The following is a 14,875-nucleotide window of genomic DNA, read 5'->3' as shown; positions in this document are numbered from 1 at the left end:
GTCCCGGGCGGGCGGCTCCCCGTACTCCCGGGCCGCCCGCACCGCCCTCCACAAGATCGTCGCCGTCGTCGCCGCTGGGGCGCCGGCTGGCCCGCGACTACGGCATCGACCTGGCCACGCTCACCGGTTCCGGCCCGGGCGGGCGCATCGTCCGCGCCGACATCGAGGCCGCCGTGCGCTCCGCCGGTCCGGCGGCGCCCGCTCCGGCCGCCGCCCAGGCCCCCGCGGCTCCCGCGCCGTCGGCGCCCGCCGTCCAGGCCCGGGCCGACGACCCGGACGTGGAGGCCGTCCCGCTGAACCGCTTCCGCAAGGTCGCGGCCCGGCGGCTGACCGAGAGCAAGCGCGAGGCGCCGCACTTCTACCTCAACCGCGAGGTGGACGCCGAGGCCCTGCTGGCGTTCCGCGCGACGCTCAACGAGGCGCTCGCCCCGGCGAAGGTCAGCGTGAACGACCTGGTCGTGAAGGCGGTGGCGACGGCCCTGCGCGAGCACCCGGCGGTGAACGTCTCCTACACCGAGGAGAACCTGCTCTTCCACAAGCGGGTGCACGTCGGCGTGGCGGTGGCGGTCGAGGACGGCCTGGTCGTGCCGGTCGTCCGCGACGCCGACCGCATGAGCGTCTCGCAGATCGGCCGGGAGACCCGCGAGCTCGCCGCCAAGGCCCGCGACGGCAAGCTGTCCGCCCGGGAGATGAGCGGCGGCACGTTCAGCGTCAGCAACCTCGGCATGTTCGGCGTCGACTCGTTCTCCGCGGTGATCAACCCGCCGGAGGCCGCCATCCTCGCGGTGGGCGCCGTCCGCGACGAACCCGTCGTCCGCGACGGGCAGGTCGTCCCCGGCAAGCGCATGACGGTCACCCTGTCGGTCGACCACCGTGCCACCGACGGCGCGACGGCCGCGAAGTTCCTGGCCCGGCTCGCCGAGCTGCTCCAGAACCCGCTGCTCATCGTCGCGTAGCCGCGCACGGAACGCGGAAGGGCCCTCGCCGGGGTGGCGAGGGCCCTTCCGCGTTCCGCGGGTCAGAGCATGACGCGGCCGCCGGTGACGTCGAGGGTGAGGCCCGTCAGCCAGGCGGACTGGGACGAGGCCAGGAAGAGCGCGGCGGCCGCCACGTCGCCCGGCTCGCCGAGGCGGGCGAGCGGGTGGGAGGCGGCCACGGCGGCCTGGGTCTCCTCGGGCATGAACCGCGCGGTGCGCTCGGTGCGGATCGTTCCCGGGGCGACGCAGTTGACGCGGACGCCGTCCCGCCCGGCTTCGGCGGCGGCGTGGCGGGTGAGGGCCTGGACGCCCGCCTTGGCGGCCTCGTAGGCGACGGGGGCGCCCCACGGGTTGCCCAGTTCGCGGCCGCCGCCGCCCGGCAGGTTCGTCGGCAGCCGCCCGGCCGAGGACGACATCGTGATGATCGACCCCGCCTTCCGCTCCTGCATGCCGGGCAGGAACGCCTTCAGGGTGAGGAAGGTCGCGGTGAGGTTGCCGTCCAGGACCGACCGCCACTCCTGCTCGGTCATGGCCGCGGTCGGGCCCGGGCGCGCGATGCCGCCGCCCGCGAAGGCGCACAGGACGCCGGCCGGGCCGAGCTCGTCCTCGATCCGCAGGCGCGCGGCCTCGACGGCGGCCAGGTCGGTGACGTCGGCCGCGACGCCGATCCCGCCGGTCTCCCCGGCCACCCGGTCGAGCGCCGCCCGGTCTCGTCCGAGGACCGCGACCCTGGCGCCCTCGGCGGCGAACGCGCGTGCCGTGGCGGCGCCGATGCCGCGCGAGCCGCCGGTGACGACCGCGACCATGCCGTTGAGCTCGGGATACATCGGTGCCTCCTCGTCGGGTGCCATGCCCCCGATTCTGAGTGAGCGCTCACTCATTTGTCAAGCGAGCGCCGCCTCCCGCCCCTTGATCCACTTGTCGTCCGACTGACGATATGTGATCATTGCGCTCATGTCGGTGAACGTCCCGCTCGGTCCGCTGCTCGACCCCGCCTTCCATCTCGGGTCGGTCCCCACCACGTGGGCGGAGCTGCTCGGCTTCGCGACCGGCGCCGTCAACGTGTGGCTCGTCGTCCGGCAGAACATCCTCAACTGGCCGATCGGCATCGCGAACGTGATCCTGCTCGGCCTGGTGTTCCTGGACGGCGGCCTCTACGCCGACGCCGGCCTCCAGGTCGTCTACGTCGCGCTCCAGCTCTACGGCTGGTGGGTGTGGCTGTACGGCGGGGACGGCCGCGACCGGCTCCCGGTGCGGCGCACGCGGGGCGCGGAGTGGGCCGCCCTGATCGCCGCGGGCGCCGCCGGCACCGCGTTCCTGACCTGGGCGCTGTCGGCATGGACGGACTCCACCGTCCCGTTCTGGGACGCCCTCACCACCGCGCTCTCCCTCATGGCGACCTACGGGCAGTCGCGCAAGCTGCTGGAGTCGTGGTGGCTGTGGATCGCCGCCGACCTCGTCTACATCCCGCTGTACTTCGCCAAGGACCTCAAGCTCACCAGCGCCCTCTACGTCGTGTTCCTGGCGCTGTGCGTGTCCGGGCTGCTGGCGTGGCGCCGCGACCTGCGCGCGCGGCCCCTCGCCCCGGCGGTGGCCGCGTGAAGCACGAGCACGGCCTGGTCATCGGCAAGTTCTATCCGCCGCACGCCGGGCACCACCATCTGATCGACACGGCCGCCGCGTCCTGCGCCCGGGTGAGCGTCGTCGTGGCGGCGTCCACGGCGGAGAGCATCCCGCTGGCGCTGCGCACGGCGTGGCTGCGCGAGGCGCACCGGCAGCCGCACGTGGAGATCGTCCCGGTGGTGGACGACGCGGAGATCGACTACGAGTCCGACGAGGCCTGGTCGGCGCACGTCGCGGCGTTCCGGGCGGGCCTGGCGATGCGGTCGGGGCTCGGCGCGTCCGTCCCGCCGGTGGACGCGGTGTTCAGCTCGGAGGCGTACGGACCGGAACTGGCCGAGCGCTTCTCGGCCGCGCACGTCCCGGTCGACCCGCCGCGCGAGCGCTTCCCGGTGAGCGGCACCGCCGTGCGGGAGGACCCCGTGGCCCACTGGGAGTACCTCTCGCCGCCCGTCCGGGCGTACCTGGCGCGGCGGGTGGTGGTCGTGGGCGCCGAGTCGACCGGCACGACCACGCTGGCCCGCGCGCTCGCGGCCCACTACGCGCGGCGGGGCGGGGTGTGGGAGGCGACCCGGTGGGTGCCGGAGTACGGCCGGACGTTCACCGAGGAGAAGCTGGCCGCCGTCCGGCGGCGGGACGGCGACCCGTCCCTGCGCCTGGAGGACCTGGTGTGGAAGTCGGCCGAGTTCACCCGGATCGCCGAGCACCACGCGGCCCTGGAGGACGCGGCGGCCCGGTCGGGCTCGCCGCTGCTGGTCTGCGACACCGACGCGTTCGCCACGGTGATCTGGCACGAGCGCTACGTCGGCGCGTCGGCTCCCGAGGTCGAGGCGGTCCACGGGCGGACGCCGCACCACCTGTGGATCGTGACCGATCACACGGGCGTCCCCTTCGAGCAGGACGGCTGGCGCGACGGCGAGCGGATCAGGTCGTGGATGTCGGAGCGCTTCCAGGAGGAACTGGAGAAGCAGGGCCTCCCCCACCTCACCGTGACGGGCCCCCACGAACGGCGCCTGGCCGCCGCCGTCGAGGCGATCGACGCCCTGCTCGCCGAGGGCTGGCACTTCGACCCCCCGCTCACCCCCTAGCCCCCGCCCACCGAGCCAACCGGCGTCAGGTCAGGCGACGTCGGGTCAGCCGGCCCAGCTGATATCGGTGATGTGGAACTCCTTGATATCGCGGACGACCAGATACTCGATGGACGCGTCGATGTCGTCGAGCGAGACCGCATAAGCGACTCCGGCCTCGTCGAGCGGCTTCCCTGGCGGCGGTAACCCCAGGTCGACCGCGGCACCACCCTGCCAGGCCAGCTCGCAGAGGTACTCGACAAGGCGGTCTTCGATCTGTTTCGGGAGGGAGGAGTGGAGGATCAGGCCCGCCGTCTCAGAGCAGAAGACCGTCCAGCCGCTCTTGCGAGCGGTCACTCGTTTCCGCTGCGAAAGCGGCGTCCGGCCCTGATCTCCTCCAGGGAGATCTTTCTTCCCGCCCTCATCTCCTCGGTCGCCCTCGCGCGACGCTCCTCGCGGTCGGGCACCTGGCCGAACATCGCTTCCGCATGCCATCCCGACAGCAGGTTCGTCAGTTCAGGGCCGAACCTGGCGTCCATGACCTCGCCGAGAAACTGATCCCGCTTCTCCCGGGGCAGGCAGTCGGCGATGCCCTTGATCGTTCTCGGGACGCGGTGGACCTGCCCGGGGAGGAGTGGCTCTACGGGTTGTGCGCTCATGTCGCTCCTGTCCGTTCGTCGTCCCCTCTCCACCAGTACACCGGAGACCTTACCGGGCCCCACCGACAGCACAGAGGGTCATTTCGCGGTACGCAGCGTCCTGATCTCCTAAGAACTCAAGGGGCGCAAAAGCGGTTTGTAGGCACAGGTTCGTTTCGGGCGGTTTTATCATTCGCGCCGGTCAGCCCTTCACGCCGATGCGGGCGGGCGGGCCCGGGGCTCCTCGCCGGGGTCGGACGGGGGCGCGAGACGGAACAGGTCCTCGTCGATCCTGTCGAGGGCGAGGCGGACGGCGCCGAGGGCCACCGACTCGTCCCCGAGTTCGGAGCCCTCGATCCGGACCGGGCTCAGGGACAGCGGGGCGACCCGCTCGCGCAGCGCGGCGACCAGCGGCGCGCCGGCCCCGGCCAGGGGGCCGCCGACCACGATCGTCTCCGGGTCGAGGGCGAGGGCCATCGCCGCGACGCCGCGCGCCATCCGGGCGGCGAGCCGCTCCACCCGCTCCCGCGCCTCGGCGGACCCGCGCCCGGCCGCGTCCAGGACGCGCTCCGCCTCCTCGACGAGGAGGGGGCCGGATCCGGCGTCCGGCACCAGGGAGGCGGCCGTGTCCCGCAGGCCCAGCTCGTCCAGCATGCCGATCTCGCCCGCCGCCCCCCAGCGGCCCCGGTGCAGGCGGCCGCCGATGATCGCGCCCATGCCGGTGTGCAGGGCGGCGTAGACGCAGACGACGTCGTCGGCGTCGCGGGCGGCGCCGCGCCACCGCTCGGCCATGGCGGCGAGGTTGGCGTCGTTCTCGACGAGGACGGGGCAGGAGAACGAGCGGCCCAGCTCGCGGGCCAGGTGGACGCCCTCCCACCCGGGCACGACCGTGCAGGACGTGATCGTCCCGTCGGGGGCGACGACGCCGGGGGTGCCGACCGCGACGGCCCGCAGCGACCGCCGGTCGACGCCCGCCCCGGCCAGGCACGCCCTGACCGCGGCGCGCACCGCCGCGATCCGCTCGCCGGGCTCCGCGCCCCCGGGGAGGCCGGCGCGGTGCCCGCCGACGACCTCGCCGGAGAGGTCGGCGAGGAGCAGCCGCACCCGGTGCGCGTCGACGTCGACGCCGAGGGCGTGCCCGGCCTCCGCGCGGAACCGGTAGCGGCGGGCGGGACGGCCGAGCCCGCCGCCCGGGCGCGGCGCGTCCTCGGCGGCCAGGCCGCGGTCGATCAGCTCGCCCAGCACGCCCTCGGTGGTGGGCCGGGACAGCCCGACGCGCCGGGCCAGCTCCGACAGCGTCGCCTCGCCGCCGTCGCGCAGCGCCCGCAGCGTCGCGGCGGAGTTGAGCCGGCGGAGCACCGAGGGGTCGCCTCCGTGGAGAGAGTGGTGCGGCACGGGTACCCCTTGACAGCGTTCGGCGGACGGACGACATTATGGCCAGACTACTTATGAAAGCACCTTGCGTAAGTCGGCCCCCGGTTCCCCGGCGGCGCGGACGGCCAGGTCGGAAGGGCGCGGCGATGCAGCGGACGGGGCCGACGATCGCGGTGGCCGGAGCGGGGCTGCGCGGCCGCGCTTACGCGGCACGGATCCGGGAGGCCGGGATCGGCCGGATCGTCGCGGTCGCCGAGCCCGACCCCGCGCGGCGCGCCCGGTTCGCGGCCGAGCACGGCCTCGCACCGGATCAGGTCTTTCCCGGTTGGCGGGAGATGGCCGCCGGGGGCCGCCCCGCCGACGGAGTGATCATCGCGACGCAGGACGCCGAGCACGCCGAGCCCGCGATCCGGTTCGCCGGCCTCGGCTGCCACATCCTGCTGGAGAAACCCATGGCGACGTCCGAGGCGGACGCGCTGCGCATCGTCGACGCCGTCGAGCGCGCCGGGGTGATGCTCGCCGTCTGCCACGTGATGCGCTACAGCCGGTACACCCGCGCGTTCAGGAGGCTGATCGAGGACGGCCGGATCGGCGCCCCGGTCAGCGTCCAGCACCTCGAACCGGTCGGCTGGTGGCACCACGCCCATTCCTACGTGCGCGGCAACTGGCGGCGGGCGGACGAGTCCGGGCCGATGCTGATGACGAAGTCGTGCCACGACCTCGACTGGCTGATCCACGTGATGGGCGAGGTCCCCGCGCGGGTGTCCTCGTTCGGGCGGCTGTCGCACTTCCGCCCGCGGGAGCGGCCGCCCGGCGCCGCCGACCGCTGCGTCGACTGCGCCGTGGAGCCCCGCTGCCCCTACTCCGCGACCCGGCTGTACCTGGCGTGCCTCGGCGATCCCGCCCGCGAGAGGTGGCCGCTCGGCGCGGTCACCGACGACCGCACCGAGGCGGGCGTCCTGCGGGCGCTGCGCGAGGGCCCGTACGGGCGCTGCGTCTACGCCTGCGACAACGACGTGGTCGACCACCAGGTCGTGAACATGGAGTTCCCGTCCGGCGCGACCGGCGTGTTCACCATGACCGCGTTCGCGGCGGCCGCCCCGCGCCAGACGCGCGTCTTCGGGACGTCCGGCTCCCTGGAGGGCGACGGCCTCCGCATCACGGTCCGCGACTTCGTCACCGGCGAGAGCGAGACCGTCGAGCCCGGCGCCGCCCCTCCCGGCGGCGCGTCCGACGGACGGCACGACGATGACGACGACGCGCTGGCCGACGCGTTCGTCGCCGCGCTGGCGGCGGGCGACCCCGCCCCGCTCAGCACCGGTCCCCGGGAGAGCCTCGCCTCGCACCGCGTCGTGTGGGCGGCCGAACGGGCCCGGCTGGACGGCGCCGTCATCGAACTCGACCCGCGGTCGTCCCCGGCGAAAGGCGCGGTGAGCCCATGACCACCAGACTCCTGCCGGCCGTCGCCGCGGCGCTGTCCCTGGCCCTCGCGGCGGCCGCGTGCGGCGGCTCGTCCGGCGGGTCGTCGCCCGCGCGCAACGACGGCCGGGGGCCCATCACGGTCGCCACCGGCAAGGACCTCACCGGGACCGTGCAGCGGCTCGTCGCCGCGTGGAACGACGGCCACCCAAAGGAGAGGGTCCGGCTCGTCGAGCTGCCCGAGGACGGCGACCAGGCGCGGCAGCAGCTCGTCCAGAACATGCGGATCGAGTCGGACGCCTACGACGTCGTCCGGCTGGACGCGGTGTGGACGGCGGAGTTCGCCGCGCGCCGCTGGATCCTGCCATTGCCGGACGGGCTGGTCGACGCCTCCTCGTTCGTCCCGGCGGCCCTGGAGACCGGGAAGTACCGCGGCAGGCTGTACGCGGCGCCGTGGCTGACCGGGACCGGCGTCCTCTACTACCGCGAGGACCTCCTCGCCGAGGCCGGGGTGAAGGGGCCGCCGAAGACGTGGGCCGAGCTGCGCGACGCCTGCGCGAAGGTCCGCCGGACGCCCGGGGGCAGGGGCGTCGACTGCTACGCGGGCCAGTACGGGAAGTACGAGGGGCTCACGGTCAACTACTCCGAGGCCGTCCAGTCCGCGGGCGGAGAGGTCTTCGACTCGTCGGGCAGGCCGCGGGTGGACACCCCGCAGGCCAAGGCCGGGCTGAGGTTCCTCGTGGACGCTTTCCGGAACGGCACCGTCCCGCGGAAGGCCATCACCTTCAAGGAGGAGGAGGGCCGCCGCGCGTTCCAGGAGGGGCATCTCGTCTTCCACCGCAACTGGGCCTACGTCTACGCCCTCGCGGCCGGGAAGGACGGCTCGGAGGTGGCCGGGAAGTTCGGCGTCGCGCCGATCCCGGGAGAGGACGGGCCGGGCTCGGGGACGCTCGGCGGCAACAACCTGGCCGTGTCGGCGTTCTCCAGGCACCAGGCCACCGCCCGCGACTTCGTCGCCCACATCGTCAGCCCGGCCGTCCAGAGGGAGTACGGCAGGGCCCAGTCCTTCCCGCTGTCCCTCGCCGCCCTCTACGGCGACCCCGAAATGATCAAGCGGTACCCGTACCTGCCGGTGCTGAGGCAGGGCATGGACAAGGCGCGGCCGCGCCCGGTCGTCGTCCGCTACAGCGAGGTCAGCGCCGCCGTCCAGGAGCACGTCACCGCGGCGCTCACCGGGAAGAAGCCGGCAGACCAGGCGTCCGAGGACCTCCAGCGGGCACTGGCCGCGCTCGCCGACTAGCGGAGCGGTAGGCGCTCGGGGTCACGCCGAGCCTGCGGACGAAGTGCAGGCGCAGGGAGTCGGCGCTGCCGAGGCCGCAGCGGCGGGCGACCTGCTCCATCGGGAGCGCGGTGCCCTCCAGCAGCTCGCGGGCCCGGTCGATCCGCTGGTGCAGCAGCCACTGCAACGGGCTGTGGCCCGTCTCCGCGTGGAACCGGCGCGTCAGCGTGCGGGTGCTGACGCGCGCGTGCCGGGCCAGGTCGGCGAGGGTGAGCGGCTCCCCCAGGCGCCGCACGGCCCAGGCGCGGGTCTCGGCGAGCGACACGTCCGGTCCGGCGGGCAGCGGGTCTTCGAGGCGCTGGACCTGGCCGGCGGGACGCGGGGGCGCCGCGACCGTCAGCCGCGCCGCCCCGGCCGCCACCGCGGCGCCGTGGTCCTCGCGGATCAGGTGCAGGCACAGCTCGATCCCGGCGGCGGCCCCGGCCGAGGTCAGCACGGTTCCGTCCGTGACGTACAGGACGTCGGGGACGACCTTCGCGGCGGGGAAGCGGCGGGCCAGGTCGCCGGTGAGGCCCCAGTGCGTCGTGGCGCGGCGCCCGTCCAGCAGGCCCGCCTCGCCCAGCACGAAGGCCCCCGTGCAGATGGCCGCGACGCGTTTCCCCGTGCCCTCCGCGGCGCGCAGGGCGTCCAGGACGGGCCGCTCGATGCCGGTGCGGCCCCCGCTGCCCACCACGATGACGCTGTCCGCGCCGCGCACGGCGTCCAGCCCGTGCTGGGCGACGACGTCCAGGCCGCCGACGGTCTCCAGCGGACGCCCCGGCTCGGCGGCGCAGAGCAGCAGCTCGTAGGCGGGACCGCCGCCCGCCTCGGCGGCGCCCAGCACCATCTCCGGGATCGTCACGTCGAAGCTCATCACCGGCGGGACGACGACGACCGCGACCGTGTGCATCTGGCCAGAACCTCCGGACGATTGGCGATCGGGCCCCTGCCGCCCGGGGGCGGCGGACCGCAGAGTGGAGCGTGCGACGGCCGGATGCCCGGCCGCTACCTCACTGGAGTGAATCATGCCGTTTCATGTCGTCGTCGGCAGGGGAGCCACCGCCACCGCCACCGCTCTCCTCCTCGCCGACGCGGGCGACCGCGTCCGGATGGTGTCCCGCAGCGGAGCGGGGCCGGAGCACCCGCTCATCGAGCCGCTCGCGCTGGACGCCACCGACACCGGCGCGCTCAGCCGGCTCGCCGAGGGCGCCGCGACCGTGTTCAACGCGGCGGCGCCCGCCTACCACACGTGGCCGGACCTGCTGCCCGCGCTGTTCGGCTCGATCCTGACCGCCGCCGAACGGTCCGGCGCGGGGTACGTCATGCTGGGCAACCTCTACGGATACGGGCCGGTGGACGGCCCGGTCACCGAGGAGCGCCCGCTGGAGGCGACCGGGTCCAAGGGGCGGGTGCGCGCCGAGATGTGGCTTCGGGCCAAGGAGGCGCACGACGCCGGTCGGGTGCGGGCCGCGGAGGTGCGCGCCGGCCAGTTCATCGGCGCCGGGGCCTACTCCGTCTTCACGCTCATGGTGCAGCCGAAGGTGCTCGCCGGACGCCCGGCGCTCGTCCCGGCGGAGCTCGACGTCCCGCACGCCTACTCGGCGATCGGCGACACCGCCCGCGCGCTCGTCGCCGTCGCCCGCGACGCGCGCGGATGGGGCCGGCCGTGGCACGCCCCGACGATCACCGCGTCGGTGCGCGAGGTCGCCGGACGCCTCGCCGCGCTCGCCGGCGTCCCCGAACCGCGCCTGGACACCATGACGGACCGCGAACTGACCCTGCTGAGCCTCACGGACCCGTTCTGGGAGGAGATGTGGGAGACGCAGCACATGTCGCACCGGCCGTTCACCGCCGACTCCTCAGCGATCGAGGAGACGTTCGGGGTCGCCGCGTCGCCGCTAGACGACGTCCTGAAGGAGGCGCTCACTCGTACGTGAGGCCGTAGCCGAAGGGGAACAGGGGCTTCTTGCCGTCGCCCCTGTTGATGGGCTGCTGGGAGGCCGCTCGCATCCACGTCACGGGAAGCCTGCCGGTGGGTGCGGCGGCCCCGTACAGGACGTCGGCGACGCCCGCCCCCTCGCTGCCCGGCAACCACGCCTCGACGAGCGCGCTCCACTTCGGCAGCTGCGAGGCGATGTCCAGCGGACGTCCCGACACCAGCACCACGACCACCGGGACGCCGGACGCCCGCAGCCGGTCGATCGTCTTCAGGTCGGCGTCGTCGAGGCCCATGCCGCCGGTGAGGTCGCCGTGGTACTCGGCGTACGGCTTCTCGCCGACGACCGCGATCGCCGCGTCGTAGGACCTGTCGATGCCCGTCCCGTCCCTGCTGTAGGCGACGGTCGCGGACGGGTCCGCCGCCCTGCGGATGCCCTGCAGGATCGTCGTGCCCTTCGTGACCGGGCCCGGCGCGCCCTGCCAGGTGATCGTCCAGCCGCCCGACTGCATGCCGATGTCGTCGGCGCTGCGACCCGCGACGAAGACCTTGTCGTCGTCGTCCAGGGGCAGGACGCCGCCGGCGTTCTTCAGCAGCACCTGCGACCGGGCGACCGCGCGCCGGGCGAGCGCGCGGTGCGCGGTGCTCCCCACCGTCCTCAGGTACGAGCGGTCGGCCAGCGGCCGCTCGAACAGGCCCAGCTCGAACTTCTTCGTCAGGATGCGGCGGTTCGCGTCGTCGACGCGCGACATCGGGACGGCGCCGTCCTTCACCGCGTCCCGCAGGTGGTCGATGAACCGGCGCCACTCGGTCGGCACCATGACCATGTCGATCCCGGCGTTGACCGCGGCGGCGACCTCCTCCTCGGTGAACCCCCGCTTCCCGTCGATCTCGTCGATGCCGTTGTAGTCGGAGACGACGAAGCCCGTGAAGCCCAGCTCGCGCTTGAGGACATCGCTGATCAGATACTTGTTCCGGTGCATCTTCAGCCCGTTCCACGAGCTGTAGGAGACCATCACCGAGCCGACGCCGCGCTTCACGGCCTCGCGGAACGGCGGCAGGTGGACCGCGCGGAGCTCCTTCTCCGAGATCCGGGTGTCGCCGCGGTCGTCGCCGCCCTCGGTGCCGCCGTCCCCGAGGTAGTGCTTCGCCGTGGCCAGGACGGACGCGGGGCCGCCCAGCCGGTCCCCCTGGAGCCCCTCGACGAGCGTCGTCATCATCGCGGGCAGCTCGGGCACCTCGCCGAACGACTCGTACGTCCGGCCCCAGCGGTCGTCGCGGACCACGCACACGCAGGGCGCGAAGTCCCAGTCCGCGCCCGTCCCCGTCATCTCCTCCGCGGTCGCCGCGCCGATCCGGCGGACGAGGGCCGGGTCGCGGGCCGCGCCGAGCCCGATGTCGTGCGGGAAGATCGTCGCCCCGGCCACGTTGTTGTGGCCGTGTACCGCGTCGACGCCGTACATCATCGGGACGCGCAGCGGCGCGGCGAGCGCGGCCCGCCGGAGGCCGTCGGTCATGTCCGCCCAGCTCCGCGGCGTGTTCGGGCTGGGCGACGACCCTCCGCTGGACAGCACCGACCCGATCCGGTAGCGGGTGACCTCCTCCGGCGTCACGTAGCGCCGCTCCGGCTGCGTCATCTGGCCGAGCTTGTCGGCGAGGCTCATCCGGTCGAGCAGGTCGTCGACGCGGTCCTCCACCGAGAGCCGCGGGTCGAGGTAGGGCGCGGGGCCCGAGGCCGCCCGGGCGGGACCGCCGTGGACGGTCAGCGCCAGCACGGCGAGCAGGCTCAGGCCGACGACGCGGGTCCGCAACGCCCGCGGGGAGGAACAGTACATGCGGAAGGTTTTTCCAGGTTCGATCAAACGCAACGCAACCGGATACCAGCACCTGAGCAATATCTGCCGGTCACGGTCGGACAAAATGCATAGGGCTCTCGGTCGGGATCGAACCGACACTTCCAGGACCACAACCTGGTGTGCAGACCACTACACCACGAAAGCCGTATCTCCGGCAGGAATCGAACCTGCGACCTCCGGGTCCGCAACCCGGCGCGCTCTCCACTGCGCCACGGAGACGTGTTCTTGCGTGCTGAGCGCAGGAATCGAACCTGCCTGCTGCGGTTTATGAGACCGCCGGACGCACCAGCGTCCCTGCTCAGCGCGGAGGGTGCGAGATTCGAACTCGCGCAGGGGTGACCCTGACCACGGCTTAGCAAGCCGCTGCCTTTCCGCTCGGCCAACCCTCCGGAAACGAAAAAGACCGCCCGTGGTCTTCGGGCGGTCGGCGTCAGGACGTGCGGGTCACGTCCGTCGGCGGCTCCCGAGACCGGAATGGCTGCTGCGCATTCGACGTCGCATCGCGACTCCCCTTCCCGATCCCGTCTTTCCGGCTTTCTCCCCTACGACGTCCATGGTGCCGGGGCGGTTCCGCCCCGGCAACCCATTTATCGGCTCATTCCTCGAAATCGGTGCCCCGGGAGATCGGCTCCCAGGCCGCGAACTCCTTCCGCGCTCCGGCGAGGGCGGCGTCCACGGCGTCCGCGGCGTCGTTGCCCAGCGGCAGCCTGAGCGGCGTGTCGTCGGCGTCGAGCGCCTTCAGGATCGCCGCGGCGGCCTTGGCCGGATCGCCCGGCTGCCTGCCGTCGCTGCCCGGCAGGTTCGCCCGGACCGGGCCGACGCTGCCCGCGTACTCCGGCATCGCGGCCGTCTGGTGAAGGCCGCCGCCGGCGAACGACGTCCGGAACGCCCCCGGCTCGACCACCAGAACCTTGATCCCGAAAGGCGCGACCTCCTGCGCCAGCGCCTCCGACAGGCCCTCCAGAGCGAACTTGGTCGCCGAGTAGGCGCCCACGCCGGGGAAGGAGAACCGGCCGCCCATGCTCGACATCTGCACGACGGCGCCGCTCCCCTGCCGGCGCATGTGCGGCAGCACCGCCCGGACCAGCGCCGCCGGACCGAAGAAGTGCAGGTCCATCAGCTCGCGCAGCTCGCGGTCGGTGGTCTCCTCCACGGCGCCGACGACACCGCGCCCGGCGTTGTTGACCAGCACGTCGATCCGCCCGTGCCACAGCACCGCGTCCGCGACCACGTCCGCGACCCTCGCCTGATCGGTGACGTCCAGCGCGACCGCGGCGACCCGCCCCGGGTGGCGCGCCACGAGGTCGTCCAGCGTCTCGGGCCGCCGCGCCGCCGCGACCACCGTGTCCCCGGCCGCCAGCGCCGCCTCGGCGATCGCCCTTCCGAAGCCCGAGTTCGCCCCGGTGATCAGCCAGACACGTCCATTATCAGAAATGTTCGTCATGACCACAGTTATCGCAGCTCAGCGGCCCCGCCGTCCAAGACAGAACTTCTCCCGCCCGATAAAGAGCGTTTATGATGCCCGGATGGAGCTGCGCCAGCTGCGCTACCTCGCCGCGATCGCGGACGCGGGCAACCTCGGCCGGGCGGCCGAGGCCCTCTACGTCAGCCAGCCCGCGCTCTCCTACGCCCTGCGCAGGCTCGAAGCCGAGCTCGGCGTCCGGCTGTTCGACCGGCACGCGGGCGGCGTGACCCCCACCCCGGCCGGCCGCGACGTGATCGCCGAGGCGCGCCGCACCGTCCGGCAGGCCGACCGCGTCGCCGCCGTCGCCGAGCGGCACCGACGCGGGCAGACCGGCGTCCTGCGCGTCGGGTTCGAGGCCAGCGGCGCCGGCGAGCTGACGACCCGGGCCCGCGCCGAGTTCGCCCGCGCCCACCCCGGCGTCCGCGTCGAGCCCAAGCGCTTCGACTGGGGCGGCGAGACCGCGGCTCTCCGCGCCGGGCAGGTGGACGTGGCGTTCGTGTGGCTCCCCGCCGACCTGGGCGGCCTGCACTCCGAGACCGTCCACACCGAGCCCCGCGTCGTGGGCCTCCCCGCGGGCCATCCGCTCGCCTCCGCCGAGGGCGTCTCCATCATGGACGTCAAGGACGAGCCCCTCATGTGGACCGAGCGCGCCCCCCGCGAGTGGGTGGACTGGTGGGCGGTCAACCCCCGCCCTGACGGGTCCGCCCCGCGCTGGGGGCCCACCAACGACAACGTCGAGGAGATGCTCGAACAGGTCGCCGAGGGCACGGCCATCTGCTTCGCGCCGTCCAGCATGGCGCTGTACTACGCGCGTCCCGGACTGTCCTGGGTGCCGCTCACGGACGTGGAGCCGCTGCGCGTCGCGCTCGCCTGGGCGGACGGAGGCCCGCTCGTCGAGGCGTTCGCCGCCATCGTCCGCAGCCTCGCGGGCGTCACGCGAACGTCCGCGGCGTCTCCACGGCCGCGCTGAGCGCCCGGAGCGCGTGGTAGACGCGGACCTTGACCACGTCGACCGGCACCCCCAGCGAGGCGGCGGCCTCGTTGACCGACCGGTCCCGGAAGACCGTCTCGGTGAGGATCTCGCGGTGCGCGGGCGGCAGCCCCTGGAAGGCCCGGGCGACCACCGCGGGGCGCATCCGCTCCCCCGGCTGACCGAGGGCGAACGAACCGGTGTCTTTGCCCATTCGCAGTGCCACACCACGAAC

15 protein-coding genes and 4 tRNA genes are annotated in these 14,875 nt (G+C 73.8%); 7 read left to right on the top strand and 12 right to left on the bottom strand.

Features of this window, described 5'->3' with window-relative positions:
* Positions 1-956 (top strand): dihydrolipoamide acetyltransferase family protein (locus tag ABD944_RS36565; protein ID WP_345184918.1); only part of this gene is annotated, 956 nt, incomplete at its 5' end.
* A 62-nt stretch (positions 957-1,018) separates the two neighbouring features.
* On the opposite strand, the gene ABD944_RS36560 is transcribed toward ABD944_RS36565, so the two are convergent.
* Positions 1,019-1,828, bottom strand: coding sequence for an SDR family NAD(P)-dependent oxidoreductase (locus tag ABD944_RS36560; RefSeq protein WP_345184916.1), 810 nt, complete (start codon positions 1,826-1,828; stop codon positions 1,019-1,021).
* A 103-nt stretch (positions 1,829-1,931) separates the two neighbouring features.
* Here ABD944_RS36560 and pnuC point away from each other — a divergent pair, with 103 nt between their 5' ends.
* Both pnuC and ABD944_RS36550 read left to right on the top strand, forming a co-directional pair.
* Positions 1,932-2,579, top strand: coding sequence for a nicotinamide riboside transporter PnuC (pnuC, locus tag ABD944_RS36555; protein ID WP_345184914.1), 648 nt, complete (start codon positions 1,932-1,934; stop codon positions 2,577-2,579).
* Positions 2,576-3,685, top strand: coding sequence for an AAA family ATPase (locus tag ABD944_RS36550; protein WP_345184912.1), 1,110 nt, complete (start codon positions 2,576-2,578; stop codon positions 3,683-3,685). Before pnuC ends, ABD944_RS36550 begins: the two co-directional genes overlap by 4 nt.
* Before the next feature lie 45 nt (positions 3,686-3,730).
* Here ABD944_RS36550 and ABD944_RS36545 read toward each other — a convergent pair whose 3' ends face one another.
* From ABD944_RS36545 to ABD944_RS36535, 3 genes are all read right to left on the bottom strand, one after another.
* Positions 3,731-4,021: a hypothetical protein gene (locus tag ABD944_RS36545; RefSeq protein WP_345184910.1), complete on the bottom strand. Its 291-nt coding sequence runs from the start codon at positions 4,019-4,021 to the stop codon at positions 3,731-3,733.
* Positions 4,018-4,395: a hypothetical protein gene (locus ABD944_RS36540; protein WP_345184908.1), complete on the bottom strand. Its 378-nt coding sequence runs from the start codon at positions 4,393-4,395 to the stop codon at positions 4,018-4,020. The genes ABD944_RS36545 and ABD944_RS36540 overlap by 4 nt, the downstream gene beginning before the upstream one ends.
* A gap of 117 nt (positions 4,396-4,512) precedes the next feature.
* Positions 4,513-5,697 (bottom strand): ROK family transcriptional regulator, encoded by a 1,185-nt coding sequence (locus tag ABD944_RS36535; protein WP_345184905.1) that lies wholly within the window; start codon positions 5,695-5,697, stop codon positions 4,513-4,515.
* 125 nt (positions 5,698-5,822) lie between these two features.
* On the opposite strand from ABD944_RS36535, the gene ABD944_RS36530 reads away from it, so the two are divergent.
* Together ABD944_RS36530 and ABD944_RS36525 are read left to right on the top strand one after the other, a co-directional pair.
* A complete protein-coding gene (locus tag ABD944_RS36530) occupies positions 5,823-7,118 on the top strand; it encodes a Gfo/Idh/MocA family protein (protein WP_345184903.1) in 1,296 nt (431 codons plus the stop codon).
* Positions 7,115-8,395 (top strand): ABC transporter substrate-binding protein, encoded by a 1,281-nt coding sequence (locus ABD944_RS36525; protein ID WP_345184899.1) that lies wholly within the window; start codon positions 7,115-7,117, stop codon positions 8,393-8,395. The genes ABD944_RS36530 and ABD944_RS36525 overlap by 4 nt, the downstream gene beginning before the upstream one ends.
* Here ABD944_RS36525 and ABD944_RS36520 read toward each other — a convergent pair.
* Positions 8,325-9,323: a GlxA family transcriptional regulator gene (locus ABD944_RS36520; RefSeq protein WP_345184896.1), complete on the bottom strand. Its 999-nt coding sequence runs from the start codon at positions 9,321-9,323 to the stop codon at positions 8,325-8,327. The genes ABD944_RS36525 and ABD944_RS36520 overlap by 71 nt on opposite strands.
* A gap of 115 nt (positions 9,324-9,438) precedes the next feature.
* Here ABD944_RS36520 and ABD944_RS36515 point away from each other — a divergent pair, with 115 nt between their 5' ends.
* Entirely contained in the window at positions 9,439-10,350 is a 912-nt protein-coding gene (locus ABD944_RS36515) for a Rossmann-fold NAD(P)-binding domain-containing protein (RefSeq protein WP_345184894.1), read from the top strand.
* Here ABD944_RS36515 and ABD944_RS36510 read toward each other — a convergent pair.
* From ABD944_RS36510 to ABD944_RS36485, 6 genes are all read right to left on the bottom strand, one after another.
* Positions 10,337-12,184, bottom strand: coding sequence for a glycoside hydrolase family 3 protein (locus tag ABD944_RS36510; protein ID WP_345184892.1), 1,848 nt, complete (start codon positions 12,182-12,184; stop codon positions 10,337-10,339). The two genes, ABD944_RS36515 and ABD944_RS36510, sit on opposite strands and share 14 nt — an antisense overlap.
* A 93-nt stretch (positions 12,185-12,277) precedes the next feature.
* A tRNA-His gene (locus ABD944_RS36505) sits at positions 12,278-12,349 on the bottom strand.
* A gap of 2 nt (positions 12,350-12,351) precedes the next feature.
* Positions 12,352-12,424 (bottom strand) — tRNA-Arg (locus ABD944_RS36500).
* A gap of 11 nt (positions 12,425-12,435) precedes the next feature.
* Positions 12,436-12,508: transfer RNA gene (locus ABD944_RS36495), tRNA-Met, on the bottom strand.
* Between the two features lies 1 nt (position 12,509).
* A tRNA-Ser gene (locus ABD944_RS36490) sits at positions 12,510-12,594 on the bottom strand.
* Between the two features lie 206 nt (positions 12,595-12,800).
* Positions 12,801-13,649, bottom strand: a complete 849-nt coding sequence (locus tag ABD944_RS36485) for an oxidoreductase (protein WP_345184890.1) — start codon at positions 13,647-13,649, stop codon at positions 12,801-12,803.
* Between the two features lie 82 nt (positions 13,650-13,731).
* Here ABD944_RS36485 and ABD944_RS36480 point away from each other — a divergent pair, with 82 nt between their 5' ends.
* On the top strand, positions 13,732-14,640 hold the full coding sequence (locus ABD944_RS36480) for a LysR family transcriptional regulator (RefSeq protein WP_345184888.1): 909 nt from the start codon (positions 13,732-13,734) through the stop codon (positions 14,638-14,640).
* Here the strand turns inward: ABD944_RS36480 and ABD944_RS36475 are convergent.
* Complete coding sequence (locus ABD944_RS36475) at positions 14,603-14,866, bottom strand: sigma factor-like helix-turn-helix DNA-binding protein (protein WP_345184885.1); 264 nt, start codon at positions 14,864-14,866, stop codon at positions 14,603-14,605. The two genes, ABD944_RS36480 and ABD944_RS36475, sit on opposite strands and share 38 nt — an antisense overlap.
* Between the last annotated feature and the right edge of the window lie 9 nt (positions 14,867-14,875).

The organism is Actinomadura verrucosospora, assembly GCF_039540335.1.
Lineage (GTDB): Bacteria > Actinomycetota > Actinomycetes > Streptosporangiales > Streptosporangiaceae > Spirillospora > Spirillospora verrucosospora.
The sequence above is the reverse complement of the archived record's forward strand: the minus strand, read 5'-3'. Positions and strand labels throughout refer to the sequence as shown.

Coding starts and splice junctions, on each gene's coding strand:
- ABD944_RS36560 (WP_345184916.1), bottom strand. CDS start 1,828: ATGGCACCCGACGAGGAGGCACCGATGTATCCCGAGCTCAACGGCATG.
- pnuC (WP_345184914.1), top strand. CDS start 1,932: ATGTCGGTGAACGTCCCGCTCGGTCCGCTGCTCGACCCCGCCTTCCAT.
- ABD944_RS36530 (WP_345184903.1), top strand. CDS start 5,823: ATGCAGCGGACGGGGCCGACGATCGCGGTGGCCGGAGCGGGGCTGCGC.
- ABD944_RS36525 (WP_345184899.1), top strand. CDS start 7,115: ATGACCACCAGACTCCTGCCGGCCGTCGCCGCGGCGCTGTCCCTGGCC.
- ABD944_RS36520 (WP_345184896.1), bottom strand. CDS start 9,323: ATGCACACGGTCGCGGTCGTCGTCGTCCCGCCGGTGATGAGCTTCGAC.
- ABD944_RS36515 (WP_345184894.1), top strand. CDS start 9,439: ATGCCGTTTCATGTCGTCGTCGGCAGGGGAGCCACCGCCACCGCCACC.
- ABD944_RS36510 (WP_345184892.1), bottom strand. CDS start 12,184: ATGTACTGTTCCTCCCCGCGGGCGTTGCGGACCCGCGTCGTCGGCCTG.
- ABD944_RS36485 (WP_345184890.1), bottom strand. CDS start 13,649: ATGACGAACATTTCTGATAATGGACGTGTCTGGCTGATCACCGGGGCG.
- ABD944_RS36480 (WP_345184888.1), top strand. CDS start 13,732: ATGGAGCTGCGCCAGCTGCGCTACCTCGCCGCGATCGCGGACGCGGGC.